Here is a 25,554-nt window from a genome sequence, read left to right on the forward strand (position 1 = left end):
TTTTTGTGTATGGTCAGGTCCGAAGAATCAAAGTGAGAAAGCCATCTTCATCAGGTTCTTCCATAGTAAATCCAGCTGCTTGAAAGCAAGCCAAACTGATTCGATTGTCTTCTTCAATGCATGCAGCCCATTCCCGCACTCTAGTAAAATCAGGGTCATTCAGCAGTTTTTTTAATATCTGTTTTCCGTACCCTTGAAGCCGGCACAAAGGATTTACGATCAATCCAATATACGCCCGCTCCTCCACGAACTCCATAACGACCATCCCTGCCGGCAGCTGCCCGTCATATGCCATGATGACAGTATTGTCTTCATCTTTATTCACTCGTGCATACCACACATCTAATGGCAGCATCCCATCCATTCTTCGCATGGTATCCTCATTTTCGAACCAGTGTTCAAGAATTTTCAGCTCAGGCTCCTTCAATATTTGAAATCTGTCTATTGAAGCCATCTCCTCACCCCGCACGAACCTTTTTCTATTATTTTACAACAAAAAGAAGGGCTTTCCGCCCTCCTTTTTATTTCGTCTTCAATTTTCCGCCTGCATAAACAGCTTCACTCAGCTCCACGCCAAGCTTCTTCGCCATTTTTTTCAGCTTTGATTCTTCCAGTTTCGTTACGAGGCTCAGCACGTTGCCTTCTTTCCCAGCCCGTCCTGTTCGGCCTGATCTGTGAACATAGCCGTCTTCGTCAGGAATATCAGCATGAATCACGTACGGCAGCTTTTCGATATCCAAGCCGCGCGCGGCAATGTCAGTCGCCAGCAGCAGCGGAAACTCGCCCTGTTCAAACGCTTTAATGATCTTCGCCCGCTCCATCTTTTTCGCCTCACTGTGAAGAATGCCAAGATCCACATGATGGTACGCCAGTTTTTCCGCGTATACGCTCAGGTTTCCGATGTCTCTCACAAACACAAGCGCCTGCATGCCTTCAAGTCTTGAAAGCTTTTGCAGCAGCTTTACTTTGTCACGCTGGTCACAAATGAGGTATTGGTGCTTCACTTTGCCTGCTTCCGCTTTGCTTCTAGCCACATTCAGAATCTCAGGCTCGTGCGTCAATTCACGGAGCACGTCTTCTGTTTCCTTTTTAAGAGTGGCAGAAAAACATAGAAGCTGCCGGTCTCTTAATGTCGTTTTAATGATCTGCTTGATCGTTTCGCGATGCTCCGGCAGGACAAGCTGATCCGTTTCATCCAGTACAATCGTTTTCACTTCATGCATTTTGAGTTTCTTCGTTTTAATCAGTTCAAACACCCTGCCCGGCGTACCAACAATGATATGCGGATGTTTCTTCAGCTTTTCGACCTGCTTCTTCACATTCGCCCCACCGATTAAGGAAGCCGCGCGCAGCTCTGAGCCCGCTTTCCAATCCTGAATCACCTGAAAAATCTGCATCACCAGCTCACGCGAAGGCGCTAAAATCACCGTCTGCGGATGCTTCTGATCTGGTTTGATCCGTTCCAAGACCGGCAGTGCGTATGCAAGTGTTTTGCCTGTGCCTGTCGGAGATTCCGCGATGACATCCTTTCCGTCCATAATCAGCTGTGCTGCCTGCTCCTGAACAGGGGTTGGCTTTTGAAAGCCGGAAGCATTCCAATTCTCTTGTATAAATGATTGTGCATTATGTAAAAATGGCCAAGTTTGCGTCATTTTTGTTCTCCTCAATTCCTGAAATCTATTCCATAGTATCTCAAAACCTCGCCCGGAACGCAATTTTTCTTTTTCTTTCCTATACCTTTCAACATTCCGATTCCTCCTTTATAATCAAAAGGGTGAATATTTCACGCCGATTGTGCGTGTTCAAACGATAGAGGTGTAAACATGAGTATTTTATCTGTAAAGGATTTAAGCCACGGCTTCGGTGACCGGGCCATTTTTAATAACGTCTCCTTCCGCCTGTTAAAAGGCGAGCACGTCGGACTGATCGGCGCAAATGGTGAAGGAAAATCAACCTTTATGAATATTATTACCGGAAAGCTTGAACCTGATGAGGGAAAAGTCGAATGGTCAAAAAATGTCCGTGTCGGCTATCTGGATCAGCATACCGTGCTGGAAAAAGGAAAATCCATCCGTGACGTCCTGAAAGACGCATTCCATTATTTATTTGCGATGGAAGAAGAAATGAACGAGATTTACAACAAAATGGGTGAAGCTGATCCCGACGAGCTCGAAAAGCTGCTTGAAGAAGTCGGCGTGATTCAAGACGCGCTGACGAACAATGATTTTTATATCATTGATTCCAAGGTGGAAGAAATCGCCCGCGGCCTCGGCTTGAGCGATATCGGATTAGAGCGCGATGTCACCGATCTGAGCGGCGGACAGCGCACCAAGGTTCTTCTCGCCAAGCTTCTCCTTGAAAAGCCGGAAATTCTGCTTCTCGATGAGCCGACCAACTATCTTGATGAGCAGCATATCGAATGGCTGAAACGCTATCTGCAGGAATACGAGAACGCGTTCATCCTGATTTCCCATGATATTCCGTTCTTAAACAGCGTCATCAACCTGATTTATCATGTTGAAAATCAAGAACTGACACGCTATGTCGGCGACTACCATCAGTTTATGGAAGTCTACGAGGTGAAGAAACAGCAGCTTGAAGCGGCCTACAAAAAGCAGCAGCAGGAAGTCGCAGAGCTGAAGGATTTCGTTGCCCGCAACAAAGCCCGTGTCAGCACGAGAAACATGGCGATGTCCCGCCAAAAGAAACTCGATAAGATGGATATGATCGAGCTGGCGGCAGAAAAGCCAAAACCGGAATTCCACTTCAAGCCGGCGAGAACGTCAGGCAAGCTGATTTTTGAAACGAAGGATCTGGTGATCGGTTACGATTCCCCGCTATCACGTCCGCTCAACCTCCGCATGGAGCGCGGCCAAAAAATCGCTCTTTACGGCGCAAACGGGATCGGAAAAACGACCTTGCTGAAAAGCCTGCTTGGCGAAATCCAGCCGCTTGAAGGCTCTGTAGAACGCGGCGAGCATCTCTATACCGGCTATTTCGAGCAAGAGGTCAAGGAAACAAACAACAATACGTGTATCGAAGAGGTATGGAGCGAATTCCCTTCTTACACGCAGTATGAAATCCGAGCCGCTCTGGCAAAATGCGGACTGACGACAAAACATATCGAAAGCCGCGTCTCCGTATTAAGCGGAGGCGAAAAAGCAAAAGTCAGATTATGCAAGCTGATCAATTCAGAAACAAACCTGCTGGTGCTCGATGAGCCGACAAACCACTTGGATGTCGACGCAAAGGAAGAGCTCAAGCGCGCCCTCAAAGAATATAAAGGCTCGATTCTGCTCATTTCCCACGAGCCAGAGTTTTATATGGATATCGCGACAGAAACATGGAACTGCGAGTCTTGGACGACAAAAGTGCTTTAAATCGAAGAAAACCCGCCTGCTGAAGGGCGGGTTTTTTACTGCCATTTTTTCTGAACGATTCTCGGGAGCTCTCTGTCTTTTAAAATGAGCTGCAATGGCGATGTGAATTCATCAAGTGTCAGCTCTCTTTTCATCAGCCCATGCGGTGAACCATTCAACCGAAAAGCTGTTTTTCATGACGCTGTGTATGTAATGATAGAGCACCTGTAAACACTTCTGATCATATTCGTCAGGCTTTGCCTTATCCATGGCAAACGTCCCCTCTTCAGCATGAACCATCACCTGATATGGCAATCGTAAATGAACGGATACATCCTCAGTTTCTTCAAGATAAATGCCCGCGGCGTCGATGCCTGACCGAAGCGGATGTCCTTTCCTGCACCAATTCGATTATAATGCCATTATAACGAATAATACTTACTGATAGTGAAGGGGTATAACATGATCATCGGCAAAAAAGAATTCAATGTAAATGAACTTCAAAACACCATTCGATCAGCTTGTGCAGAGGATGCACAGAAGCTGTCTGCATTAAGGCTGAAAATTGATGGAGAAACGGAATACATGGATCGCGAGAAGGGTGAGGATTTCATAGATGCATCGAGTTTTGAACAACGGATAAAGGAAGATACTGAGAAAGAGAGAAACTTATTTTTAGTTGCTGAAGTGCAGGACAGGCTCGCGGGGTTTTCCAGATGTGAGGGAACTGATTTAAAGCGATCCTCGCATAAAGCGGAGTTCGGTGTATGCGTGTTAAAAGAATTTTGGGGTTATGGCATCGGGAAGCATCTTTTACAGCAATCTCTCTCTTGGGCGGATACCAACGGAATTAAAAAAATCTCACTGAATGTCCTGGAAACAAACGAAAGAGCCATTTCACTATATAAGACGTACGGATTTGAAGCAGAAGGAATCTTAAAAAAGGAGAAATTGCTTTCTGACGGAAACTACTACAATACGGTTGTAATGGGAAGGTTCCATGATTAAAAAAGACACTGCATCTGTGCAGTGTCTTTCGTTATTAATGACCCGCCTTAACTCCGGCAAGATGTTTACGTCCCATGAGAAGGACAAGCATGCCGACAAAAACGACGATTCCGCCTACTGTATATGGTGTGCTTGCGGTGAAGTGTTCTGACAGCATTCCCGCAATCCACGGAGCGAGTGCGCCGCCGATGAAGCGGACTGAGCTGTAGGCTGAAGACGCGATTGATCGTTCAACAGGCGCAGCCCCCATCACAGCTGTCGTCATGATGGTGTTGACCATACCGAGGACAGCACCGGCGACAACGATACATGTAATAATCAATGTCTGATGATCTGTCCAGATTCCCATGATCATGAGAATGGCCGCAAAGGCAATAAAGAGAACGACGAGTGAACGCACTGTGCCCAGCGCTTTGTGCACGAGCGGCGCCGTAAAGACTGACGTAATCGCCAGCAGAAGGCCCCAGCCGAAGAAGACATATCCGAGACCGTGTTCATCTAAATCCAGTACGAACGGAGAATAAGCAAGCAAAATAAAAAATCCAAAGTTGTATAAGAACGCAGATACCGCCATCGTCAATAGCCCTTTATATTTGAGCGCCTTCATGGCATCAAACACACCGACGCGTTTTGCCGGTTTTGGCAATTTCGGCAGCATGAAAGAAATCGCAATTAACGCTATAAACATCAGGACAGATACCCCGAAGAACGGTGCGCGCCATGACATGCTTCCAAGCTCTCCGCCTGCAAGCGGCCCGACAGAAATCCCGAGACCGAGCGCAGCCTCATACAAAATAATTGCTTGGGCGCTGCCCCCGACTGACACGCCGACGATAACCGCAAGCGCTGTTGAAATAAACAAAGCATTACCTAATCCCCAGCCGCCGCGATAGCCGACTAGCTGAGCAATTGAACTTGAGCTGCCGCCAAGCGCCGCAAACACAATAATAAAAATAAGTCCGAGAATTAATGTCCATTTCGCGCCGATGCGGCTGGAAATGGCTCCTGAGAAAAACATCATAAATCCGGTAACAAGCAAATAACTTGTAAACAAGAGTGATACTTCACTAGGTGAAGCATGTAATTGTGCGGCAATTGCCGGAAGAATTGGATCGACCAGCCCGATTCCCATAAAGGAAATCACACAGGCAAAAGCGACAGCCCATACAGCTTTCGGCTGACTGAGCAAGCCCGTTTTCTGATTCACTTGTTTTGTCTTATCCATTTGACCTGACCTCCATCTTTATTCCATTAAAAGAAACGCTACAAAAATAGCGTTTGGCAAACTTTCATTCGATTGATTGAATGGCACGTTCCGCTTTACCTTTCATGCCTTGCAGGCGTTCTTTAAAGCTTTCGAATGTGCGGATTTTCTCATCAATCAAATCCAACTGGTGATTCAGGGTTTCCTGAATTTCCTCCAGTTTTTCTTTCCGTTCCTTAGGATCCAGTGACAACAAATACCCCTCTTTGTTTAACTCTAGCTGGCGGCTGGTTTCCATGAAATGCTGAAGCTCCTGAAGGGAAAAACCGAGCACCTCTTTTGTGCTGATGACTTTCTCAAGCTCCTCCATATCATCCTCTGAATAAAGCCTTACGCCGCCGTCTGTCCGTTTCGGCGCTGGAATCAAGCCGATTTCTTCATAAAACCGGATGGTCCGCTTAGTCAGCCCGCTTCTTTTGGCTACTTGGTCAATCTTCATCCATTCCAAGGTAAATCCCCCTTCGCCGTTTCTGTTCCCATTATACACCTTTTGAACCTTAACGTAAACGTTAAGTTTTAAAAATCAATAAAAAAGACGAGTGCATCAATCACCCGTCTTTCACTATCCTGTTTAAGCCAAACTTCCTGTCACTGACAGAGGCTGCTTTTGAAGGCTTTCAGAAAGCAATTGATACGCAATCACTTTCTTCTTGTACTGCTTCACGACGTCGATATGGTCGTCATAGCTGTATACAAACAGCTTCACATCTTTTTTGCCTTTTTTCGTATCTATCACCAGCGGCGTGCCGCCGTTTTCCGGATGTAAAAAACGCTCTTCGTCACCTGGGTATATATAATACTTTTCCAGGAAGACAGCTTCGTTAAAATGGTCAATCACTTTCTGTTTCTCTTCACCCTCGAGACGTTTTCCATCTAGGGAGAGAACAGCATTTTCGTCACTCAGCTTGGCGTGCACTGCGAATTTGCTGAGCAGCCATTCCATGACGCCTGTTGGAAGACAGGTTAATACGATTTTCACCAGACTCATGAGGATTAACATCACGATCGTCCATGTCATACTTCATCATCTCCGTTAGTTTTCCATGTGCCGCTGACACACAATTCCATCCTATCATAAGCTGGCCGGTTCGTTTTTGTACATTATGTGAAAAAAGCGCGGCCTGCTGCGGGCCGCACTTTTTTAGCTTTCCAGCTCTTCTATCATGAGAGACAATTCTGTCCAACGGTCCATAGCAGCCTCAAGCTCTTCCGCTGTTTTGGCCTGTTCGGCCATCAGCTCTTGGATTTTTCCGAAATCGCTGCCTGCTGCGGCGATATCAGCTTCGAGCTGCTCATGCTTCTCTTCTAACTGGGCAATTTTATCTTCGATGCCGTCCCATTCAAGCTGATCTTTGTAAGAAAGCTTTTTTCTTTTTTTCTTTGGCTCGGCTTCAGCCAGTTTGACTTCAGCCGCCGGTTTTTCAGCGGTTTTCTTCGCTTTTGACTCCTCCATATAGTCGCTGTAGGAGCCTTGGAAGCGGGAAATGACGCCATTTCCTTCAAACACAATCAAACGGTCGACGACACGGTCAAGGAAGTAGCGGTCATGGGATACGGTGATGACGACGCCAGGAAATTGATCGATATAATCCTCTAGGACACTTAATGTTTCAGTATCCAAATCGTTCGTCGGCTCATCGAGAAACAGGACATTCGGCTCCTGCATGAGAACCTGAAGCAAGTATAAACGGCGTTTTTCCCCTCCGGACAGCTTGCGGATATACGTCTGCTGCATCGAACGCGGGAAGAGGAAACGCTCCAGCATTTGTTCAGCTGTAATGATATCGCCATCCGCTGTTTTTACGACCTCCGCCGTTTCTTTTATATATTCAATGACCTTTACCTCGCCATTCATTTCACTGTGATCCTGAGTATAGTAGCCGATTCTGACCGTCTGTCCGATCGTAATATGGCCGCCGTCTGGAGTATGACGGCCGGCAAGGGTGTTTAACAGCGTTGTTTTTCCGATGCCGTTCGGTCCAATAATCCCGATCCGTTCACCCGGTATGACCAATTCATTAAAGCGGTCGACGAGCACGCGGCCGTCATAAGCGATCATCACGTTCTCCGCTTCAATGACCTGTTTGCCAAGACGGTTGGAGCCAATCGCAAAGTCGAGTGAGCCCGATGACTGGGGGCCTTTCTGCTCCTTAAGCGTCTCCACTCGGTCAATTCTCGCCTTTTGTTTTGTGGAACGGGCTTTCGCTCCCCGTCTGAGCCAGGCCAGTTCGCGGCGCAGCAGGTTTTGCCGCTTCGTTTCCTTTTGCTCAGCCTGCGCTTCCCGTTCCGCTCGTTTTTCTAAAAACACTTCATAGTTGCCTTTGTACGTGTAGAGGCTGCCTCGTTCTAACTCATAAATGCGGTTCGTGACACGGTTTAAGAAATACCTGTCGTGCGTCACCAGCATGACGGAGCCGGGATATTGACTTAAATATCCTTCAAGCCACTCAATCGTTTCATTATCCAAATGGTTCGTCGGCTCGTCTAAAATGAGCAGATCAGCTGGCTGTATTAAGTTTTTGGCAATGGCCACCCGTTTTTTCTGGCCGCCTGAGAGCTCGTTGACTGGCTTTGTTACGTCGTTGACGCCCAGCTTAGACAATACGGTTTTCGCCAGGGTGTTCGCATCCCACGCGTTGTTCGCATCCATTTTCGCCTGCGCCGCCAGCAGGTGCTTCTGGCGCTGTTCATTTTCGGGATCTTCCCCCAGTTCATACAGCGCTTTTTCATATTCACGCAAGGTTTTCATCACAGCCGATTCACCGGAATAGATATGCTCCAGCACAGTTTGCCCCGCAGGCAGCTTCGGGTCTTGATGAAGAAATTCGACGTGCACACTGCCGGATTTCGTAATTTCTCCCTCTTCAATAGATTCCAAGCCGGCGATCACTTTCAGCAGCGTTGATTTTCCTGTTCCATTCGGTCCGATTAATCCGATTCTCTCATTCTCTTCAATATGAAAGGAGATATGGTCAAATAATGTTTTATCTCCGTATGTTTTGTAAATATTTTCCGCTTTTAATATACTCATGATTCCTATCAATCCTCACGTAAGTTCATGTGTACATTTTAAATCAGCCGCTGGAATAAAACTAGTAAAACGTCAGACAAATTTCATGGAAATACAGGATAGAAAAAAGACCGGGAACATTTGTCCCCGGTCTCTTATTCTTCTTCTAGCGCTTTTTCTGCCATTTTTGCGAGATGCTGTGCACTTCCTGAAATCTCCTGCATCGTGGCGGAAATTTGTTCAACGGCAGCGGCTTGACCGTCTGTATGCTGATTAATCGACTCAATTGATTCCTCCAGCCCTTTCAGCAGGCTGTGGATTTTTTTCGTGATCTGGTCAATCTGGCCGACATTTTCTTTTGAATGCGTCGCTAGCTTTCTGATCTCATCTGCGACGACAGAGAAGCCTTTTCCGGACTCTCCTGCTCTCGCCGCTTCGATTGCGGCGTTCAAGCCGAGCAGGTTGCTTTGGTCAGAGATGCCTTTCACGGTTACTGAAATATCGGCGATTTCACCGGCGCTTTCGCTTACCTTTTTCGCCTGAGAGGAAATGCCCGACATTTGAGTTGAAAACCCGTTGATTGAATTAGAAATATCGGAAATGGCTGCGGCCGTTTGTTCAACGACAGCTGATAAGCTTTCCGCCACATCATGCAGCTTTGACGACTCCTCAAGGCTCGTTCCGAGGCCGACGCCCCCTATCACTCTTCCATTCTCGTCGTGGAGCGGGATGGCACGTGCAATCAATGGGAAGCCGAACAATTCTTTCGGAACCATGCTCGTCTTCTTCTGATTGGTGCGGATGGCATCTGTGATAATATCCCCTTCCTGCAACGGGTCACCGGCTTTTACGTTTAGAGAAAAGGTTTTGGCCGGTATATTCACAAGCAGTTTTTCCGTATCGTAAATGCCGATTGTAATATCATCTTGGACCAGGCTGTTTAGATAAGGGGCTACTTTGATAAACGCGTCCAGAAGATCTGCGGTTTCTTTTTCCGTTCTTATGCTCAATTCCATTCACTCCTATTCATTAATAAGGGAAGCTGCGTTTTTCGTGCTGGACCGAGATCCATTTCAGTGTCGTAAATTCTTCAAGGCTCCACTCGCCGTTCAATCGGCCGAGACCGGATTGCTTTTCACCGCCAAAGGCCACATTCGGTTCATCATTGATTGTCGTGTCATTGACATGAATCATGCCTGTTTCAATGCGCTTCGCAAAAGCCACGCCGCGTTCAAGATTTGACGTATGTACGGCACCGCTCAAGCCAAACGGCGTTTCGTTTGCGATATCCACCGCTTCGTCTTCTGAATCAAACTTCATAAAGGAAACGACAGGTCCGAACAGCTCTTCCTTGGCAATGCTCATGAACGGTTTCACATCTTTTAATATCGTCGGTTCCACGATCGTCCCGTTAAATCCGCCAAGCTTGACTGGAACAGCACCTTCTTCAATCGCTTTCTCAACAGATTTCATCAACCCGTCCGTCTGTCTGCTGTTGATTAATGGCCCAATAATCGTATCAGGGTCCATCGGGTCGCCGACTTTCAGTGATTCCACTTTTGCCTGATACATTTCAAGGAACTTATCATAAATTGATGAGTGAACAAGTACGCGGTTGGCTGACATACAGATCTGCCCTTGATGGGTAAATCTGCTGAACACTGCCGCATTGACCGCATATTCGATATCCGCATCCTCAAGCACGATAAAGGCGCTGTTGCCGCCGAGTTCAAGAAGCGGCTTTTTAAAATGCTTCATCGCAAGCTGGCCGATGTAGCTGCCGACTTTCGTAGAACCTGTAAATGAGATGATCCGCGGTACCGGGTGTTCTACAAAGCTGTCTCCAATTTCTGCAATGTCTGTGACAACGACATTCAGCAGCCCCTCTGGGATTCCCGCGTTCTCAAAAATTTTCGCAATCAGCGTACCGCCGCAAATCGGCGTTTCTTCATGCGGCTTTAAAACAACGCCATTGCCTGCGCCAAGCGCGGGCGCCACTGATTTCATAGATAAAAAGAATGGGAAGTTAAATGGACTGATGACACCGACAACGCCTGCCGGCACGCGATATAATCTGTTTTCCTTGCCGTCTATTGTTGACGGAAGAATTTTTCCTTCCATGCGGACAGGGAACGTCGCCGCTTCTTTCATGATGTTTTTGACAAGCCCGATTTCAAAGGCCGCTTTGAGCCTTGTCCCGCCAAGCTCCTCCATAATCAAATAAATGATGGCTTCTTCGTTCTCTTCAATATACGTGACGGCTTTTTCTAAAATGGTTCTTTTTGCAAACGGATTGACCGCATCCCATTTTTTCTTCGCCAGCGCCGCTGCCCGGTACGCTTCATCTACATCGTCAACAGTCGCTTTTTGGAAGGTTGTGAATGTTTTTTGAGTATAAGGATTTTTGTTTTCCAATACATTTGGGCTGCTGCCCTCCTGCCATTTCCCGCCGATAAATTGTTTATTCAACTCTTCATATTGAAACATGGTCAGCATCTCCTTTTTAACCGCAAGTCAAAATTGGGCGAATCTATTTTTTCTATCGGTTCGCCCTGCATAAAATTGAATATGTTATTAGTAATAAATTACTATCCTATCTTACGACAACGCTGTTTCGCTTCTATCATTTAAAGCAGAAAAATATATGATTGACTGCGCCAAATTTCGACAATATAATACAACAAGAACTGTATATAATGATTAGAATATTTTGAATTTTCCGGGAGGAACTTTTGATGAGTTCATTATTCAGAAAAAAACCGCTTGAAACATTGAGTGCGCAGAGCAAGTCAAAAAGCCTTGCCCGCACGTTAAGCGCATTTGATTTAACCTTGCTTGGTATCGGTTGTGTGATCGGTACAGGGATTTTTGTCATTACAGGAACAGTGGCCGCAACCGGTGCAGGTCCCGCCCTCATCATATCGTTTATTTTAGCCGGGCTCGCCTGTGCGCTTGCTGCCTTCTGCTATGCTGAGTTTTCGTCTTCGATTCCGATTTCGGGAAGCGTGTACTCATACTCCTATGTGACACTTGGAGAGATGCTCGCCTTTTTGATTGGATGGGATCTCATGCTTGAATATGTCATTGCATTATCAGCGGTTGCCACCGGCTGGTCATCATACTTTCAATCACTGCTTGCCGGCTTCAACCTTCATATTCCTGCTGCACTGTCAGGAGCGCCAGGAAGCACGCCGGGCGCCGTGTTTAATCTTCCGGCTGCAGTGATCATTCTCATCATCACTGCGATTGTCAGCAGAGGCGTCAAGGAAAGCACACGTTTTAACAACGTCATCGTACTGATGAAAATTGGGATCATTTTATTGTTCATTATTGTCGGCCTCGGCTATGTCAAACCGGATAACTGGTCTCCTTTTATGCCGTTCGGGTTGAAAGGCGTCATTGTCAGCGCGGCAACTGTGTTCTTCGCGTACCTCGGGTTTGACGCGGTGTCTAACGCTTCAGAGGAAGTGAAAAATCCGCAAAAAAACATGCCCGTCGGCATTATTTCAGCTCTTGCCGTTTGTACCGTTCTGTACATCACGGTATCGCTTGTGCTGACAGGCATGATGCCTTATACGAAATTGAATGTCGGAGATCCGGTGTCCTTTGCGCTGAAATTCGTCGGCCAGGACGCTGTTGCCGGAATTATTTCTGTCGGTGCGATTATCGGGATTACGACGGTTATGCTCGCTTTGCTGTACGCTCAGGTCCGTTTGACATTTGCCATGAGCAGAGACGGCCTTCTGCCTGGATTGTTCGCAAAGGTTCATCCGTCATTTAAAACCCCGTTCCGCAATACATGGCTGACTGGTATCGTTGCAGCGGGAATCGCCGGGTTTATTAACCTTGGAACGCTGGCCCACCTGGTGAACATGGGAACGCTGGCGGCGTTTACGGTCATTTCAATTGCTGTCATTGTGTTAAGAAAGAAATACCCGGAAATCAAAGCGTCCTTCAGAGTGCCGTTTGTTCCGGTTGTGCCGATTATCAGTGCAGGTATCTGTCTATGGTTCATGTACAGCCTTCCCGGCGTCACATGGCTTTCATTTGTCATCTGGATCGCTGTCGGAACGCTGGTTTATTTCCTGTATGCAAGAAAACACAGCTTATTAAACAAATAATCTCTTTTCAGCCGGCGGTGCCTCACCCGCCGGCTTTTTCCTTTTTTTATGTGCTATACTTTTGAGTACATATGAGAAAGGGAGACAAACCGATGAAACAATACCGCACTTTATTATTTGATGTAGATGATACCATCCTTGATTTTAAAGCGGCAGAAGCATTAGCGCTGCGTTTGCTGTTTGAAGATCAGACTATTCCTTTAACAGCTGAAATGAAGACGCAGTATAAAACAATCAATCAAGGTTTGTGGAGAGCCTTTGAAGAAGGAAAAATGACACGGGATGAAGTCCTGAACACCCGTTTTTCTGCTTTGTTTAAGGAATATGGTTATGAGGCGGATGGTGCCTTGCTTGAACAAAAATACCGCAGCTTTCTTGAAGAAGAGCATCAGCTTATTGACGGCGCCTTCGATCTCATCTCAAGTCTGCAGCATCAGTTTGATTTGTATATCGTGTCAAACGGCGTGTCTAAGACACAGTACAAGCGCCTCCGTGATTCAGGATTATTTCCGTTCTTCAAGGATATTTTCGTTTCTGAAGATACAGGCTTTCAAAAACCGATGAAGGAATACTTCGATTACGTATTTGAACGGATTCCCCAATTTTCGGCAGAGCATACATTAATCATCGGCGATTCACTCACTGCTGATATCAAAGGCGGACAGCTCGCCGGGCTTGATACTTGCTGGGTTAACCCTGACATGAAGATAAATGAGTCAGAGATCATGCCAACTTATGAGATTCACAAGCTTGAAAAGCTGTATCACATTTTGAATATCGAACATACCGTCAGCTGCTAATCATGCTGGCGGCGTTTCTTTTAGAAGAGTCTTTTTTCCTCTTGATAAATTCTTCACCTTATGAATAATATGGTGGTATGCTTTGGCTATATATGTAAGGAGGAGACTCATTTGGCTATCGCCGCCCCGCTAAAAGAAAAAACAGTTCAAAAACCCGGCACCACGGTGTATCCGATTTTGATTATCATCGGAATCTGCCATATGCTCAACGATTCGCTGCAAGCCGTGATTCCGGCCATGTTCCCTATTTTGGAACGCTCCATGAGCCTGACGTTTACACAGCTCGGCATCATCGCTTTCACATTAAACATGGTGTCATCTGTGATGCAGCCTGTCGTCGGCTGGTATACCGATAAACGGCCGCGGCCGTACGCGTTGCCAATCGGTTTGACCGCCAGCATGCTCGGCATTTTGGGCCTTGCATTTGCCCCTTCATTCATAACGATCTTATGCTGTGTGTTTTTTATCGGATTAGGCTCCGCCATTTTCCATCCGGAAGGCTCCCGTGTGGCGTATATGGCCGCCGGCACAAAACGCGGGCTCGCCCAGTCGATCTATCAGGTGGGCGGAAACTCAGGCCAGGCGATGGCGCCTCTGATTACCGCGCTGATTCTTGTGCCGCTCGGACAATTCGGCACCGTTTGGTTCACGCTTGTCGCCGCGCTCGCGGTTATGTTTCTGCTGTATATCGCGAGATGGTATGCCGCACGTATCGGAAGCCTTGCCCAGAAGTCAGGCAAACAAAAGAAAACAGCTGAAAACACGGCCATCACCAAGTCTGTTGTATCTGCTCTTATCATTATTATATTTCTCATTTTTGCACGTTCTTGGTATACGAGTGCGATCGGCAACTTTTACACGTTTTACGCGATGGATACATATCACGTAAGCATTCAGCAGGCACAAAGCTATATTTTTGTCTTTTTGCTGTTCGGCGCTGTCGGCACGTTTCTCGGCGGCCCGCTTGCAGACCGTTTCGGAAAACGCTTCGTGATCCTCGGTTCGCTGCTCTGCTCGGCGCCGCTGGCGATTGTGCTTCCATTTGCCGGCCCGGTGCTCGCCTATGGCGTGCTTGCATTGATCGGCTTGGTCCTGATGTCGAGCTTTTCGGTAACGGTTGTCTACGCACAGGAGCTTGTCCCTGGAAAAATCGGCACAATGTCAGGTTTGACCGTCGGGCTCGCCTTCGGGATGGGCGCGATCGGCGCTGTGGCGCTGGGCGCTCTGATTGACGCCGCGGGACTGACCCCGACGATGATTGCCATTGCCTTTCTCCCTGTCCTCGGCATCCTAGCCTTCCTATTGCCGAGCGATCAGAAGCTGAGAGAATGGCATAGCTGAAAAACCCCTGCCATCCGGCAGGGGTTTCTTAATCCAGCTGTATAAAATGAGTGTCAGGCACTGCGTGCTTCGGGATAAAGCCGTCCGCAAAGTCCGGAAACGCTGACTGAATTTCGTCAATCCATTTTTTCAGGTTTAATACATACGGCATATAAATCATTTCAACTGTCGCTTCATCTTCAATTCGGTAATACCAGCAAAGATTAAACTCTTTTTCCGTAACGAGTGTAAACCCGGAGAAATGATAGAATATCAGCGGCGTTTCATCTACATACACGCGGCCGTCCTTATGCCCGACCTTATAGTTTTCGATATTCCAAAGCGCTGTATTGGCTCCGATTGACTTGACAACATGCACACCCTTATACTGCGCTGGCCATTTCTCCACATATCTTTGATCGCCGTACGTCTTTCGTTCCGTATCCATTTCTACCGTGCAAAATGCAATGCACTCCTGTCTCCACTGCCACACCGCTTCATATGCTTCCTTCGTATTCCCGGCACCGACAAAGCCTGTGTTAAAGCGGCCGGTCCGCTCATAGTAGGTTATGAACCGCGGCGAGTTGCGGTGATCGGTCAAATACAGAGAAGCCGTTGGGTTTTCCGTAAAAATACGTGCCGGATCAGAAAAGAAAAACAGATCGGTATCCATATGAGCAAAGTATTCTGCGTCATCCCACTTGCTCATGACATGGAACAGAAAGGCCGGCTTCAATGTCCAGCAATATTCATGAAACGTTCGATTGCTTTTCGCTTGCAGCAGCTCCGGGTCTTCCATTTCATGCAGCTGCACAAAGGTCACATGCTCCCATGGTACGTGCTGAAGCAATTCATACGCTTTCTGATCGACACACAGCACATACAAATGAAAATCATCGCAATGCTCATGGAGAGAATGAATCATGGGCATTAGCTTAAAGATATGCGTCCTTGACACTATCGTTGAAAAATGAAATGTACTCACTATACCACATCCAATTATCTAAGATCCACGTGCAGCAAATCATTGACAAGCGCATACAGTGCGTTGGCAAAATCGTTCACGCCAAGCTTTTTCTTCGCTTTTGGCAGAAGCTTACGGACAGTTTGCAAATCAAAGCTTTTCGCCGTCACCCTTGGGGCTTTCTTTCGCCAATCCGGGTCAATGTTGCGCTCTTTAACAACATGGAGCAGCTCAAGAAACACATTCAGCAGCATGTCGTATTTCTGAGATTCCAAAAGCTTATGAATATCAGCCATGATGCCGTTCGTCATGTCAGGAGGGAACGGACCGTTAAAAGCGAGATGAACGTCTAAGGAGCGAATATTGTTGTATTTATCGCACATATAGGCAATGTTTGCCCGAATATCGTCTACAGACTTACAATTGCTCGGGTGCTCCTGATGAACACTGACAATGTCGCGATGCAGCCTGAACGTCAGTCCGGCCTGATGAAGCCTGATCCCGAGGTCATAATCCTCAAACCCGTACCGCACAATGCCTTCATCAAATAAACCGAGGTCAACCACATGCTTGCGTTTAACAGAAGAGTTATTCGTGATAAAAAAGCGCCATGGCATATGATAGCCTTTCAGGTCATCGCCGTACTCCTCTAAAATCCGCTTGAGCACGTCAATAAAATCGGTATCGAGGTCAAAGCTTTTATCCAGAAAGCTTCCGTTTTTGATGTCCGCTTCCTGCAGCAGCTTTTGTTTGTCTTTTATCGGCATTTCGTCTACGAGCTTTGCGAGCTGTTCCTTATGTTCATCTTCAAAGCGTTCATAATAAAAACTGTAGATCCGTTTCCAAAACAAACCGCACACGACGAGATTCTCTTCGTTCTCATGGGCTTTAATATGCTTTGCCACAAGGTCCTTTGCCGCAAGCATATCGCTATCATGGAAAATCAAGATATCTCCTCTGGCATTGCGAACTGCCTGATTTCTTCCGTACGCAATGCCCCTGTTTTCCTTAATCCGTGTAAAGATCAGCGGAAAGTCTGCTTGAAATGTCTCAAGCATTGAGAGCGTCCCGTCCTCAGAGCCATTGTCTGCTACAATGACTTCAAATTCTTCATCGCACTCCTGCTGGTTTAATGACAGAAGGCTGTTATACAGGCGCTCCTTTGAATTATATGCAGGAATAATAACGCTTGCTTTCACTTCATTTTCACTTCCTGTATTTAATCATTTATTTGTTGTCATCTTTTGAAGCAAAACCGTTAAATTCAGGATCTAACGTTTTGATGTGCTGAATGATATGCGGCAGCGTCTCTTGGTACAGTTCATGCATAAACGGCAGATCGGTGCGGGTTGTTTCATGAATCTGTTTGATTTGATTGATGCTGACGATTCGGTATCCGCTGAAATGGTAAAAGATCAGCGGGCTGCCATCCTCCAGCACAATCCGGCCATCCTCCCAGGAAAACGTATGCTGTCCGTAGTTCCAGTGGCCGATGTTCACACCGGGTGTCGTAATGTCACACACATTCGGAAACAGCTCAGACATATAATCCAAATAGCCCTGATCACCGAATTTCCCTTCACCCGGGGCATTTTTGCATTCCTCAAGACAGCGTTCCTTCCACCACTCCAGGCAGTCCGTGCCGGCATCATCATGCTTGAAGCTGATAAAGCCTGAGTTATATTTGCCTAAAAGACGCTGCAGCATGTCAATCTGCTCTTTCTCAAAGGAAGGGATTACGATATCACCCCGTGAAAGCAGCACCGAACAGTCCGGCTGGTTTTCAAAAATCGGCGAAGGATCAGCGTAGAAAAAGAGATCTCCGTCAATATACGTTACACGCTCCAGCTCGGGATTGCTGTTTAGCACAGCTTGCAGAAAGATCGGCTTCATCGTCCAGCAGTACTCGCTTTGATCTCTAGTTTCCTTCAGCTTCAGAAGCATTTCATTTTCGAGCGCGGCCACCGGCACAAGATTCAGCTGCTTCATCTTCAGTTTCTGTAAGACGCGGTGCGTATCTTCATCCATGCATAGCGTAAAAATGGGACTGTCTTGGTCAACTTGCTCTAAAGACTTAAATAAGGCGACTGCCTGATATAATCTCCCTTTTGATAAAACGGTGCAATACGCGCTGGTCACAGTCATGTTCACCTCGTTTCACATTACTTTTTGAAGAATTCCGTATACCACTCAATCGTTTTTTCAAGTCCTTCATCAATGGTGTAGGCCGGTGTCCAATTCAGCAGCTTTCTTGCTTTTTCCGCGGATAAATATTGATGTTTGATTTCATTGCTTCCCTGGTTCAGCACTTTCGGCTTCAGATCACTGTTCATCTTCTTCAAGATTTTTTCTACCAGTTCAAGTACAGTCAGCTGGATCTCATTGCTGAAGTTAAAGGCCTCTCCGGCAAGATTGTTTTCTTCCATTTTTTCTGCCAGAAGCAAATAAGCCTGAACAGCATCTTCAATATAGAAGTAGTCGCGGACAAAGGTCCCGTCGCTGCGGATTTCCGGCGCTTCCCCGTTCAGCACAAGCTGAATCGTCTGCGGAATGATGCGATTGAAGTTCAAATCCCCGCCGCCGTACAGGTTCCCGCAACGCGTGATGCAGACCGGAAGCCCGTACGTATGAAAATACGTGTGGCTGATCAGATCTGCGCAGCTTTTTGAGACGTCGTACGGATGCTTGCCTTGCAGCGGCATATTTTCATCGTACGGAAGGTTTTCTTGATCGCCGTAAGCTTTATCACTTGAAGCGACAATCACCCGCTTTATTAACGGATGCTTGCGGCAGGCTTCGAGAATATTCCATGTGCCGAGGATATTCGCTTCAAAGGTAGAAATCGGGTTGCGGTTGGCCACGCCGACAATTGCTTGTGCAGCGAGGTGAAAGACTGTGTCAATTTCATACTCGCCAAGCGCGCGTTCAATCACAGGCAAGTCTTCAAGAGAGCCCTGCACGATGTTCATTTTCTTGATATGTTCTCCCTGATAAAGGTTGGATTGAGGCACATGATCCCTGACAAGCCCCGTAACGTTTGCGCCCTGTTCGATCAGCTCTTTCACCAAATAGCTTCCTAAAAGACCTGTACACCCCGTAACAAATACGTTTTTATTTTTCCAGAAACTCAAATCAGTTCACCATACCTTCCATACTTGTTGTCCTTGATCCCACATTTTGTTGACTTCTAAGAGATTTTTATACGTATCGATGGCCGTCCAAAATCCATAATGGCGGTACACGGCAAGCTCCCCGTCTTTGGCAAGGTTCTTCAGCGGTTCATCTTCGAACATCATGTTCCCGTCCTTCGGCAAATAATCGAAAACCTTGGGACTGAGAACAAAGAATCCGCCGTTGATGATTCCGTCACTTGATGTCTTCTCAGAAAATGTTTTCGCCATGCCGTCCTCAACCGTCAAGGTGCCGAACTGCGAGACTTTGTCAATGCCGGTGACAGTCGCGGCAGCCCCTTTTGTCTGGTGATAGCTGATGAGATGGAAAAGATTGATATTGGCCAGCCCGTCCCCATAGGTGAGCAGAAACGTTTCATCGCCGATATAGTCTTTTGCCTGCAAGATTCTTCCGGCTGTCAGTGTGTCTTCCCCTGTCTCCAAAAACGTAATTTTCCACGTTTCAGGCTGCCCCAGCATCTGTACCTCTCCCGTAGAGCTGTCGAGAGTCAGGCTGTTGTGCTTCCATTCATAGTCGAGAAAGTATTCTTTGATTTTTTCTCCTTTATAGCCCAAAAGCAGAATAAACTCGTTTACTCCGTAGTACTGATAGATTTTCATAATATGCCATAGAATCGGTTTGCCGCCTATCATGGCGAGCGGTTTAGGAATGTCATTCGTGACTTCACTCATTCTCGTTCCTTTTCCGCCGCAGAGAATGACCGCTTTCATCTCTACCCCTCATCTCTATGAATATTGAGTTCGAAACCTGGTACATCTTTACAATCTATCAAGGCGTTTCCCCGATAATTTGTCCACTTCAATACCGGTTTCAAAATCTACTGTAATGATATGAGAGAAAGGCGGCCTTGGTGACCAAATGGAATCTATTTTTTCAAGTTGGTTATGTAACCAAAAAAAAGAGCCTTGAGCGAAGGCAATGTGCCCGCTCAAGGCTCTTTCTCGTCTTATTTGATTTCTTTTTCCTTGCCGTAATGATAGTCAGACGGATCAACGGCTGTGAAATCGCTGAGTTTGTGGAACCTCAGCAAGTCTTTGTACAAGACACTGTCTGACAGACTCAGCTGCTGGTTCACTCTTGTTTTCAGATTCTTCGTTTCTTCATTCGCTTTCAGTTTTTCACCAGTCTTCGTATCGTAAATGACATTGTCGACAGATGTGTACTTCGGCGTCACGAAGTCTCCGTTTCTGAACGCCACTGTATCGTCGTGGTCTTTAGAGAATAAATCAGTACCAAAGTTGATATATTTCTGCGAATCAATTCCTTGTAAGTGCAGAAGTGTCGGCATGACATCAATTTCGCCGCCATACGTATGGTTCACTCCGCCTTTTTTGCCAGGAACACGGATCATCAGCGGCACACGCTGGTTTTGCGCGTTTTGATAATCTGTGATCTCTTTTCCAAGAATTTCCTTCATCGCACGGTTATGATTTTCAGAAATACCGTTATGGTCACCGTAAATCACGATGACTGAGTCGTCATACAGACCGGCTTCCTTCAGCTCCTTGAAGAATTGCTCAAGCGCCTCGTCAAGATAACGGGCTGTCTGGAAGTAATTATCAACTGTTTTATCACCGGTTGTCGCTTTCTTAATGGACGCATCTTCTTCATCCAGGTTAAATGGATAATGGTTTGTCAACGTAATTAAATGGGCGTAAAACGGCTGTTTAAGAGATTCAAGTTTTGGAATCGATTCAGTAAAGAACGGCTTATCCTTGAGTCCCATATTCACGATGTTTTCATCTGACATATCATAACTGCTTGCGTCGAAGAACTTATCATATCCAATATGTTTGTAAATCTGGTCACGGTTCCAGAACGATTTGTAGTCACCATGCAGGACGGCGCTTGTGTAGCCTTCCTTTTGATCCAAAATTGCAGGAAGTGACTGATATGTGTTTTCGCCTTTTGTCACAAACGCGGAGCCTTCAGGAAGACCGAAGATGGAGTTATCCATTGTCAGCTCGGCATCAGATGTTTTTCCCTGGCCTGTCTGATGGAAAAAGTTATCAAAATACGTCACATCTTCCCCGCCGTGTGCAAGTTTATTCAAGAACGGCGTCACCTCTTCACCGTTCAGCTTGTAGTCAATCAGGAATGACTGGAAGCTTTCCAGGTGAATCTTAATGATGTTTTTGCCTTTGGCAGAGCCGAAGTACTCGGCATTCGGTTTCGCATAGTGAGACGTCGTGTAATTCTCGACGCTTGTTAAATCATCGCTGCTCGCGTAGGCTCTTTGCGTTTCCGTTTGAGCCGTCTGAACACCGTCATAAATGGTGTAATTGTAAAGACCTAAATATTTCACGATATAATTGCGGTCAAACGTTCTTGTCAGCAGCTGTGGACGGTCTTTTTCCGCATAGTGCAGGTTGATGAAAAACAGTGCGACCCCGGAAAGGATCACTAAAGATGCAAAGCGTTTTTTCATTTTGTATTGTTTTAATTCAGGTCTCCAGATCAATACCGCAATCAAAATAATGATATCTAAGAAATAGAAAATATCATGAGCGGCCATGATACTGAAAATCCCGTCTCCCATGTTTCCGACATTTCCGGACTGTTTAATGTTCGGGAATGTCAAGAAATCGTCAAAGAAACGATAGAATAAAATATTTGCGTATAACACAAATGTCATTACGAAATCGATAATCAGCATGATAATGGCTGATTTACGCCCTTTCGCAAGCAAAGCCAGTCCTAAAAAGAAGACCGCACTTGAGAACGGGTTAAATACCAGGAGGATCTCCTGGGTTGTGCCTTTTACCCCAAGATTAAACTCAGTCTTGTAGGATAAATACGTTTTTGCCCAAAACAGTATAACAGCCAGCACAAAAAAGCTAAGTTTGTAAGAAAAAAGTTTCTTCATGGCAACCTCTACTTTCTTAAACACTTTAAGTCTTCATTCATATTTACCTGCTCTTTATCCTGCCTTTCAATTCCTTCTTTCCAAACAAAATCAAGGCATCACACAACAAATAAATACACCGCGGTAAGCCGGAATATTTACGCTTCGCACCATACCAATTTTATTGCAACCATTTCGACCAAACACTGGACGAAAGAAGCCTTCATTTCGTTTCACATTTTTTCTCGGAAATAAAAAAAGGGTTTCTTTTGTCATGTGTGCCTTTGAAAAAAGAAATAGATACCGAGTATAAGAATAACATAAACTAGCAAAAACGAAAAATAGGTTTTGCAGAAAGCCCGCCCTCTGGCGGACTGTGGCTATTGTATGCACTCATGTTTAGCGTGATCACAATTTTTTCGAAAGAGCAAAAAAAAAGACTGGATATCTCCAGTCTTTAAATCCCCGACCAAACATCTTTTGCATATATACCGGTATCCTGCAGATGTTTCAGCCAGTTTTGTGCTTCTTGTTCACCGGTGCCATGAACAGACTGATACGCTTTTTGCAGTCCGGCCTCCACATCTGGGGCCATTTTGCTGCCATCACCGCATACATAGAGCCTGCCTCCGCGATCAAGAATCGAAATCAATGTTTCTGCATGGTCAGCCATGAGATGCTGGACATACGTTTTCGGCATGCCTTCTTTTCGGGAAAAGGCTGTGTGGACAGTGACGATTCCATCTTTTTCAAACTGCTCAAGCTCGTCACGGTAAATAAAATCATGATCGTTCCTGCATCCAAAATAGAGATGAGCTTCGCCGAGCGCTTTTCCCTCCCGCTTTAAAACTGCGCGTGCTTGGAGGAAACCGCGGAATGGCGCTACTCCTGTGCCCGGCCCGACCATAATGATTGGGGTTTCAGGGTCTTCCGGAAGCTGAAACCGGGATTCCGGTGTGCGGACAAACATCACGACATCATCACCCGCTTGACGCTCAGCTAAGTAATTTGAAGATACGCCCCTGTATTCGCCGCGGCCGCTCCACGCAGGGCCGTGCACGACACCAACTGTAATTGATGCTTGCTCAGGATTTACCCTTGGAGAGCTTGAAATCGAATAATATCTCGGTTTTAACGGCCGTAAAAGCTCTAGAAATCGTTCAAACGGCATATCACACGCTTCATATTGTTCAAGCAGATCCAGCATAGAAATCCGTTTTTTCAATATTTGTTCCTGATAGACACCCTCTGCCGCCAGATCTTCTAATTCGCGTTTATGTGGCGGACAGACTGTAAATGCCGCCAGCTCCCGTATTTGCGCCCTTGAGGCGGCTTCTTGCACCTCGACGCTGTAGCTGAGAAGATCATGCAGGCTGACAGGACGCCCTAATGGCAGATGCCCCGCACTGCGCCCGCTTGCCGACAATGTCACTTGGTCGGTTCCCTTCAGGCCGAATCTGTGAAGAATCCGGCTGACATTGGTTTGGCTGTTCCTCGGCAATACGCCAAGGTGATCGCCCTCCCGATATTCAACATCCGGCGGCAATGTGATTTCGATATGGCGGGTGCTGCGATCACTGTCTGCGGACTGGAGTTCACGATTTTCGGCAATGGATGCGTGAGAGGCTTCGTACGATCTAGCCAGCGGAGACTCGCCCAGCCCTCTGACAAACTGAAGGCTCAGTGTGCTTCGTTCCTTATCGGCGTTTTCATTAAGCTCAAGTCCGAATGCTTTGATGGCGTCTGTCCACATGCTTTTTTTCCACTCGTCAAGCTGCCCTTCAAAATCACCGCTAACATCCCCCTCTCCGCGCGCAGAAAACCGAGTCGCGCCTTTCTCCGCAAGCTGCTCATCAATGAATCTCGGCACGTACTGGTACGTGCTCGCCCAGTTGTGGTCACCGCAGCCAAATACCGCGTAATGGACGCCTTCAAGCTCACCCGGTTTGATTTCTTGAAGCCACTGCACGAACTGTCCGGCATTGCTTGGCGGTTTTCCGTTATAAGACGAGGTCACAATGACAACCGCTCCATCTTTCGGCAGTTTTCCAATCCGGTCGTTCAGAGGTGCCACTTCAGTCCTTACGCCATGAAGACTGGCTGTATCGGCAAGCTCGCGGGCTACGCCTTCTGCGGTGCCGGTATCAGATCCATACAGCACGAGAAGCGGGCGGTTGTTAAGACCGATAACCGATGCGCCCTTTGTTTCCGTTTTCTCTTTTTGCTCATCAGGCGCCGCTTTTTCAGCTGCCGGAACGTCCGCATGAATGGCTTCCTGATGCCGTGTTTGAACCCTGATACGAAAATCGCCCGGCTTGAGTGTTAAGGTTTGTTTGATATCAAGCTCATAATTCTCATGATCAATTAACGTGAAATATTTTAAAACCATGCCCAGCACAAGTGTAGCTTCATGAAGGGCAAACTGCATGCCGATACAGGCCCGCTGTCCATTTCCGAACGGTTTGTACGCATGATGAGGCACTTGGTCCTGATGTTCAAACCGTTCTGGACGGAATTCTTCAGCGTCCTCTCCCCAAGCGTCTTGATCACGATGAAGCTGCGGAATCAGCACAGAAATTCTATCTTTGGTTGTAATCGGATACTTTCCGCCAATGACTGTGTCTTCTTTTGGATAAAGGCTGAAAGCCGGAGCCGTCGGCCATAAGCGCAGTGATTCATTTAAAATCATCCGTATGTATTTCAGCTCGAGCACTTGTTTATAGGTCGGCGCTGCACCCGTCAGCACCCGGTCGACCTCTTCATACGCTTTCTCCAGTTTGTCAGGATGCTTCAATAAAAAGTAGATCGCAAAGGAAAGCAGTCCGCTCGTGGTTTCATGCCCGGCAATCAAAAACGTAATGATTTGAAAGCGGATATTTTCATCGTCGAGCTTTTCACCTGTTTCCGGATCTTCCACATTCAGCATGCGGGCAAGCAAATCTTTTTCATCCTGATCTCCATTCGATCTCCGCTCCGCAATAATGCTGTCGACTAATGAAAACATTGTTTGAATATCATGATGAAATTGGCGCTTTGTTCTGACCATAAGCTTATCTTGAAAATCAAGCCGCTGCATCTGGTGCATCGCTTCATCCAGCGCCCGCACCATGCTGTTGATAAACGGGTGGGGCGTTTCTCTGTAGTAGCTGTTAAAGCGATAGTCAAACCCGCACAGCCCAATTGTGTCGAGCGTCAGCCGGGTCATATCCCCTGGGACATCGACTGCTTCATTCGGGTTAAGCCTGGCCCATTTTTGAATGAGCTGAACGGCGATATCGACCATTTTCTCATGGTAGTCCTTCATGGCCCGCTGGCTGAACGTCGGCATCAGAATGTTGTGTGCTTTTCTCCAATTAGGCTCATGCGTCCAGCTTGTAAACAATCCATCACCGGAAAACGCGCGAACCTTCTCCAAGGCGCCTTCAATGCTTTTGTCGAATCGCTCTTCATCACAAACTTCTTTCACCAGTTCGTGTCCGGACACTACAATCGTCGTGCCCGCAGGTGTATGGATTTGAAAAATCGGGCCCTGCTCTTCTGCCAATTTGATCAGCGACAGTGTCGGTTTGTCTTTATCAATTAAAGGCAGATTGCCGAGCGGACCATAGGTCTTAGGCTGAGGAATCGGGCTTGTTTCCTTCATCGAACCATTCCTTTCCATATGAAATGCC

General features: G+C 46.7%; 21 protein-coding genes. 5 read left to right on the forward strand and 16 right to left on the reverse strand.

The genetic code is table 11. From position 1 onward, the window contains the following. Nucleotides 1-13: 13 nt before the first annotated feature. The gene (locus RAC86_RS00410) at nt 14-454 is read right to left on the reverse strand and encodes a GNAT family N-acetyltransferase (RefSeq protein WP_072565925.1); all 441 of its coding nucleotides are present in this window, start codon (nt 452-454) and stop codon (nt 14-16) included. A 67-nt stretch (nt 455-521) separates the two neighbouring features. After that, nucleotides 522-1,652, reverse strand: coding sequence for a DEAD/DEAH box helicase (locus tag RAC86_RS00415; protein WP_072565924.1), 1,131 nt, complete (start codon nt 1,650-1,652; stop codon nt 522-524). Nucleotides 1,653-1,823: 171 nt separating this feature from the next. On the opposite strand from RAC86_RS00415, the gene RAC86_RS00420 reads away from it, so the two are divergent. Next, entirely contained in the window at nt 1,824-3,380 is a 1,557-nt protein-coding gene (locus tag RAC86_RS00420; RefSeq protein WP_072182914.1) for an ABC-F family ATP-binding cassette domain-containing protein, read from the forward strand. A 111-nt stretch (nt 3,381-3,491) separates the two neighbouring features. Here RAC86_RS00420 and RAC86_RS00425 read toward each other — a convergent pair whose 3' ends face one another. Beyond that, the gene (locus tag RAC86_RS00425; RefSeq protein ID WP_014113002.1) at nt 3,492-3,629 is read right to left on the reverse strand and encodes a hypothetical protein; all 138 of its coding nucleotides are present in this window, start codon (nt 3,627-3,629) and stop codon (nt 3,492-3,494) included. Nucleotides 3,630-3,821: 192 nt separating this feature from the next. Here RAC86_RS00425 and RAC86_RS00430 point away from each other — a divergent pair, with 192 nt between their 5' ends. Continuing rightward, nucleotides 3,822-4,367 carry a GNAT family N-acetyltransferase gene (locus tag RAC86_RS00430; protein ID WP_072565923.1) on the forward strand — a complete coding sequence of 182 codons (546 nt, stop codon included), beginning with the start codon at nt 3,822-3,824 and terminating at the stop codon, nt 4,365-4,367. A 34-nt stretch (nt 4,368-4,401) separates the two neighbouring features. Here RAC86_RS00430 and RAC86_RS00435 read toward each other — a convergent pair whose 3' ends face one another. The 6 genes from RAC86_RS00435 to yfmT all read right to left on the reverse strand — a co-directional run bounded on the left by RAC86_RS00435 (nt 4,402) and on the right by yfmT (nt 11,128). Continuing rightward, a complete protein-coding gene (locus tag RAC86_RS00435) occupies nt 4,402-5,592 on the reverse strand; it encodes an MFS transporter (protein WP_014113000.1) in 1,191 nt (396 codons plus the stop codon). A 64-nt stretch (nt 5,593-5,656) separates the two neighbouring features. Next, nucleotides 5,657-6,079 (reverse strand): MerR family transcriptional regulator, encoded by a 423-nt coding sequence (locus RAC86_RS00440; protein ID WP_003223002.1) that lies wholly within the window; start codon nt 6,077-6,079, stop codon nt 5,657-5,659. Between the two features lie 123 nt (nt 6,080-6,202). After that, complete coding sequence (locus RAC86_RS00445; protein WP_072565922.1) at nt 6,203-6,649, reverse strand: YfmQ family protein; 447 nt, start codon at nt 6,647-6,649, stop codon at nt 6,203-6,205. Between the two features lie 123 nt (nt 6,650-6,772). Beyond that, on the reverse strand, nt 6,773-8,662 hold the full coding sequence (locus RAC86_RS00450) for an ABC-F family ATP-binding cassette domain-containing protein (protein WP_072565921.1): 1,890 nt from the start codon (nt 8,660-8,662) through the stop codon (nt 6,773-6,775). A gap of 134 nt (nt 8,663-8,796) precedes the next feature. Then, a complete protein-coding gene (locus RAC86_RS00455) occupies nt 8,797-9,657 on the reverse strand; it encodes a methyl-accepting chemotaxis protein (RefSeq protein WP_014112997.1) in 861 nt (286 codons plus the stop codon). A 13-nt stretch (nt 9,658-9,670) separates the two neighbouring features. Continuing rightward, a complete protein-coding gene (gene yfmT, locus RAC86_RS00460) occupies nt 9,671-11,128 on the reverse strand; it encodes a benzaldehyde dehydrogenase (RefSeq protein WP_014112996.1) in 1,458 nt (485 codons plus the stop codon). Between the two features lie 248 nt (nt 11,129-11,376). Between yfmT and bcaP the strand changes: the two genes are divergently transcribed. The 3 genes from bcaP to RAC86_RS00475 all read left to right on the forward strand — a co-directional run bounded on the left by bcaP (nt 11,377) and on the right by RAC86_RS00475 (nt 14,903). Beyond that, nucleotides 11,377-12,762, forward strand: a complete 1,386-nt coding sequence (gene bcaP, locus RAC86_RS00465) for a branched-chain amino acid transporter BcaP (RefSeq protein WP_061187085.1) — start codon at nt 11,377-11,379, stop codon at nt 12,760-12,762. Between the two features lie 92 nt (nt 12,763-12,854). Next, entirely contained in the window at nt 12,855-13,562 is a 708-nt protein-coding gene (locus RAC86_RS00470; protein ID WP_072565920.1) for a YjjG family noncanonical pyrimidine nucleotidase, read from the forward strand. A 111-nt stretch (nt 13,563-13,673) separates the two neighbouring features. After that, entirely contained in the window at nt 13,674-14,903 is a 1,230-nt protein-coding gene (locus RAC86_RS00475) for an MFS transporter (RefSeq protein ID WP_072565919.1), read from the forward strand. Nucleotides 14,904-14,931: 28 nt separating this feature from the next. Here the strand turns inward: RAC86_RS00475 and RAC86_RS00480 are convergent, their stop codons facing one another. From RAC86_RS00480 to cypD, 7 genes are all read right to left on the reverse strand, one after another. Further along, nucleotides 14,932-15,867, reverse strand: coding sequence for a putative nucleotide-diphospho-sugar transferase (locus tag RAC86_RS00480; protein ID WP_041520886.1), 936 nt, complete (start codon nt 15,865-15,867; stop codon nt 14,932-14,934). Nucleotides 15,868-15,881: 14 nt separating this feature from the next. After that, the gene (locus RAC86_RS00485) at nt 15,882-17,045 is read right to left on the reverse strand and encodes a glycosyltransferase family 2 protein (RefSeq protein WP_072565918.1); all 1,164 of its coding nucleotides are present in this window, start codon (nt 17,043-17,045) and stop codon (nt 15,882-15,884) included. Nucleotides 17,046-17,073: 28 nt separating this feature from the next. Beyond that, nucleotides 17,074-17,985 carry a putative nucleotide-diphospho-sugar transferase gene (locus RAC86_RS00490; protein WP_061187089.1) on the reverse strand — a complete coding sequence of 304 codons (912 nt, stop codon included), beginning with the start codon at nt 17,983-17,985 and terminating at the stop codon, nt 17,074-17,076. Nucleotides 17,986-18,008: 23 nt separating this feature from the next. Continuing rightward, a complete protein-coding gene (locus tag RAC86_RS00495; RefSeq protein WP_014112991.1) occupies nt 18,009-18,977 on the reverse strand; it encodes a GDP-mannose 4,6-dehydratase in 969 nt (322 codons plus the stop codon). Nucleotides 18,978-18,983: 6 nt separating this feature from the next. After that, entirely contained in the window at nt 18,984-19,748 is a 765-nt protein-coding gene (locus tag RAC86_RS00500) for a glucose-1-phosphate cytidylyltransferase (protein ID WP_014112990.1), read from the reverse strand. Nucleotides 19,749-19,984: 236 nt separating this feature from the next. Beyond that, nucleotides 19,985-21,904, reverse strand: coding sequence for a lipoteichoic acid synthase LtaS1 (ltaS1, locus tag RAC86_RS00505; RefSeq protein ID WP_003222974.1), 1,920 nt, complete (start codon nt 21,902-21,904; stop codon nt 19,985-19,987). 436 nt (nt 21,905-22,340) lie between these two features. Beyond that, nucleotides 22,341-25,526, reverse strand: a complete 3,186-nt coding sequence (cypD, locus tag RAC86_RS00510; RefSeq protein ID WP_072566817.1) for a bifunctional P-450/NADPH--P450 reductase — start codon at nt 25,524-25,526, stop codon at nt 22,341-22,343. Nucleotides 25,527-25,554: the final 28 nt, after the last annotated feature.

It is taken from the genome of Bacillus sp. LR_5, assembly GCF_042709275.1.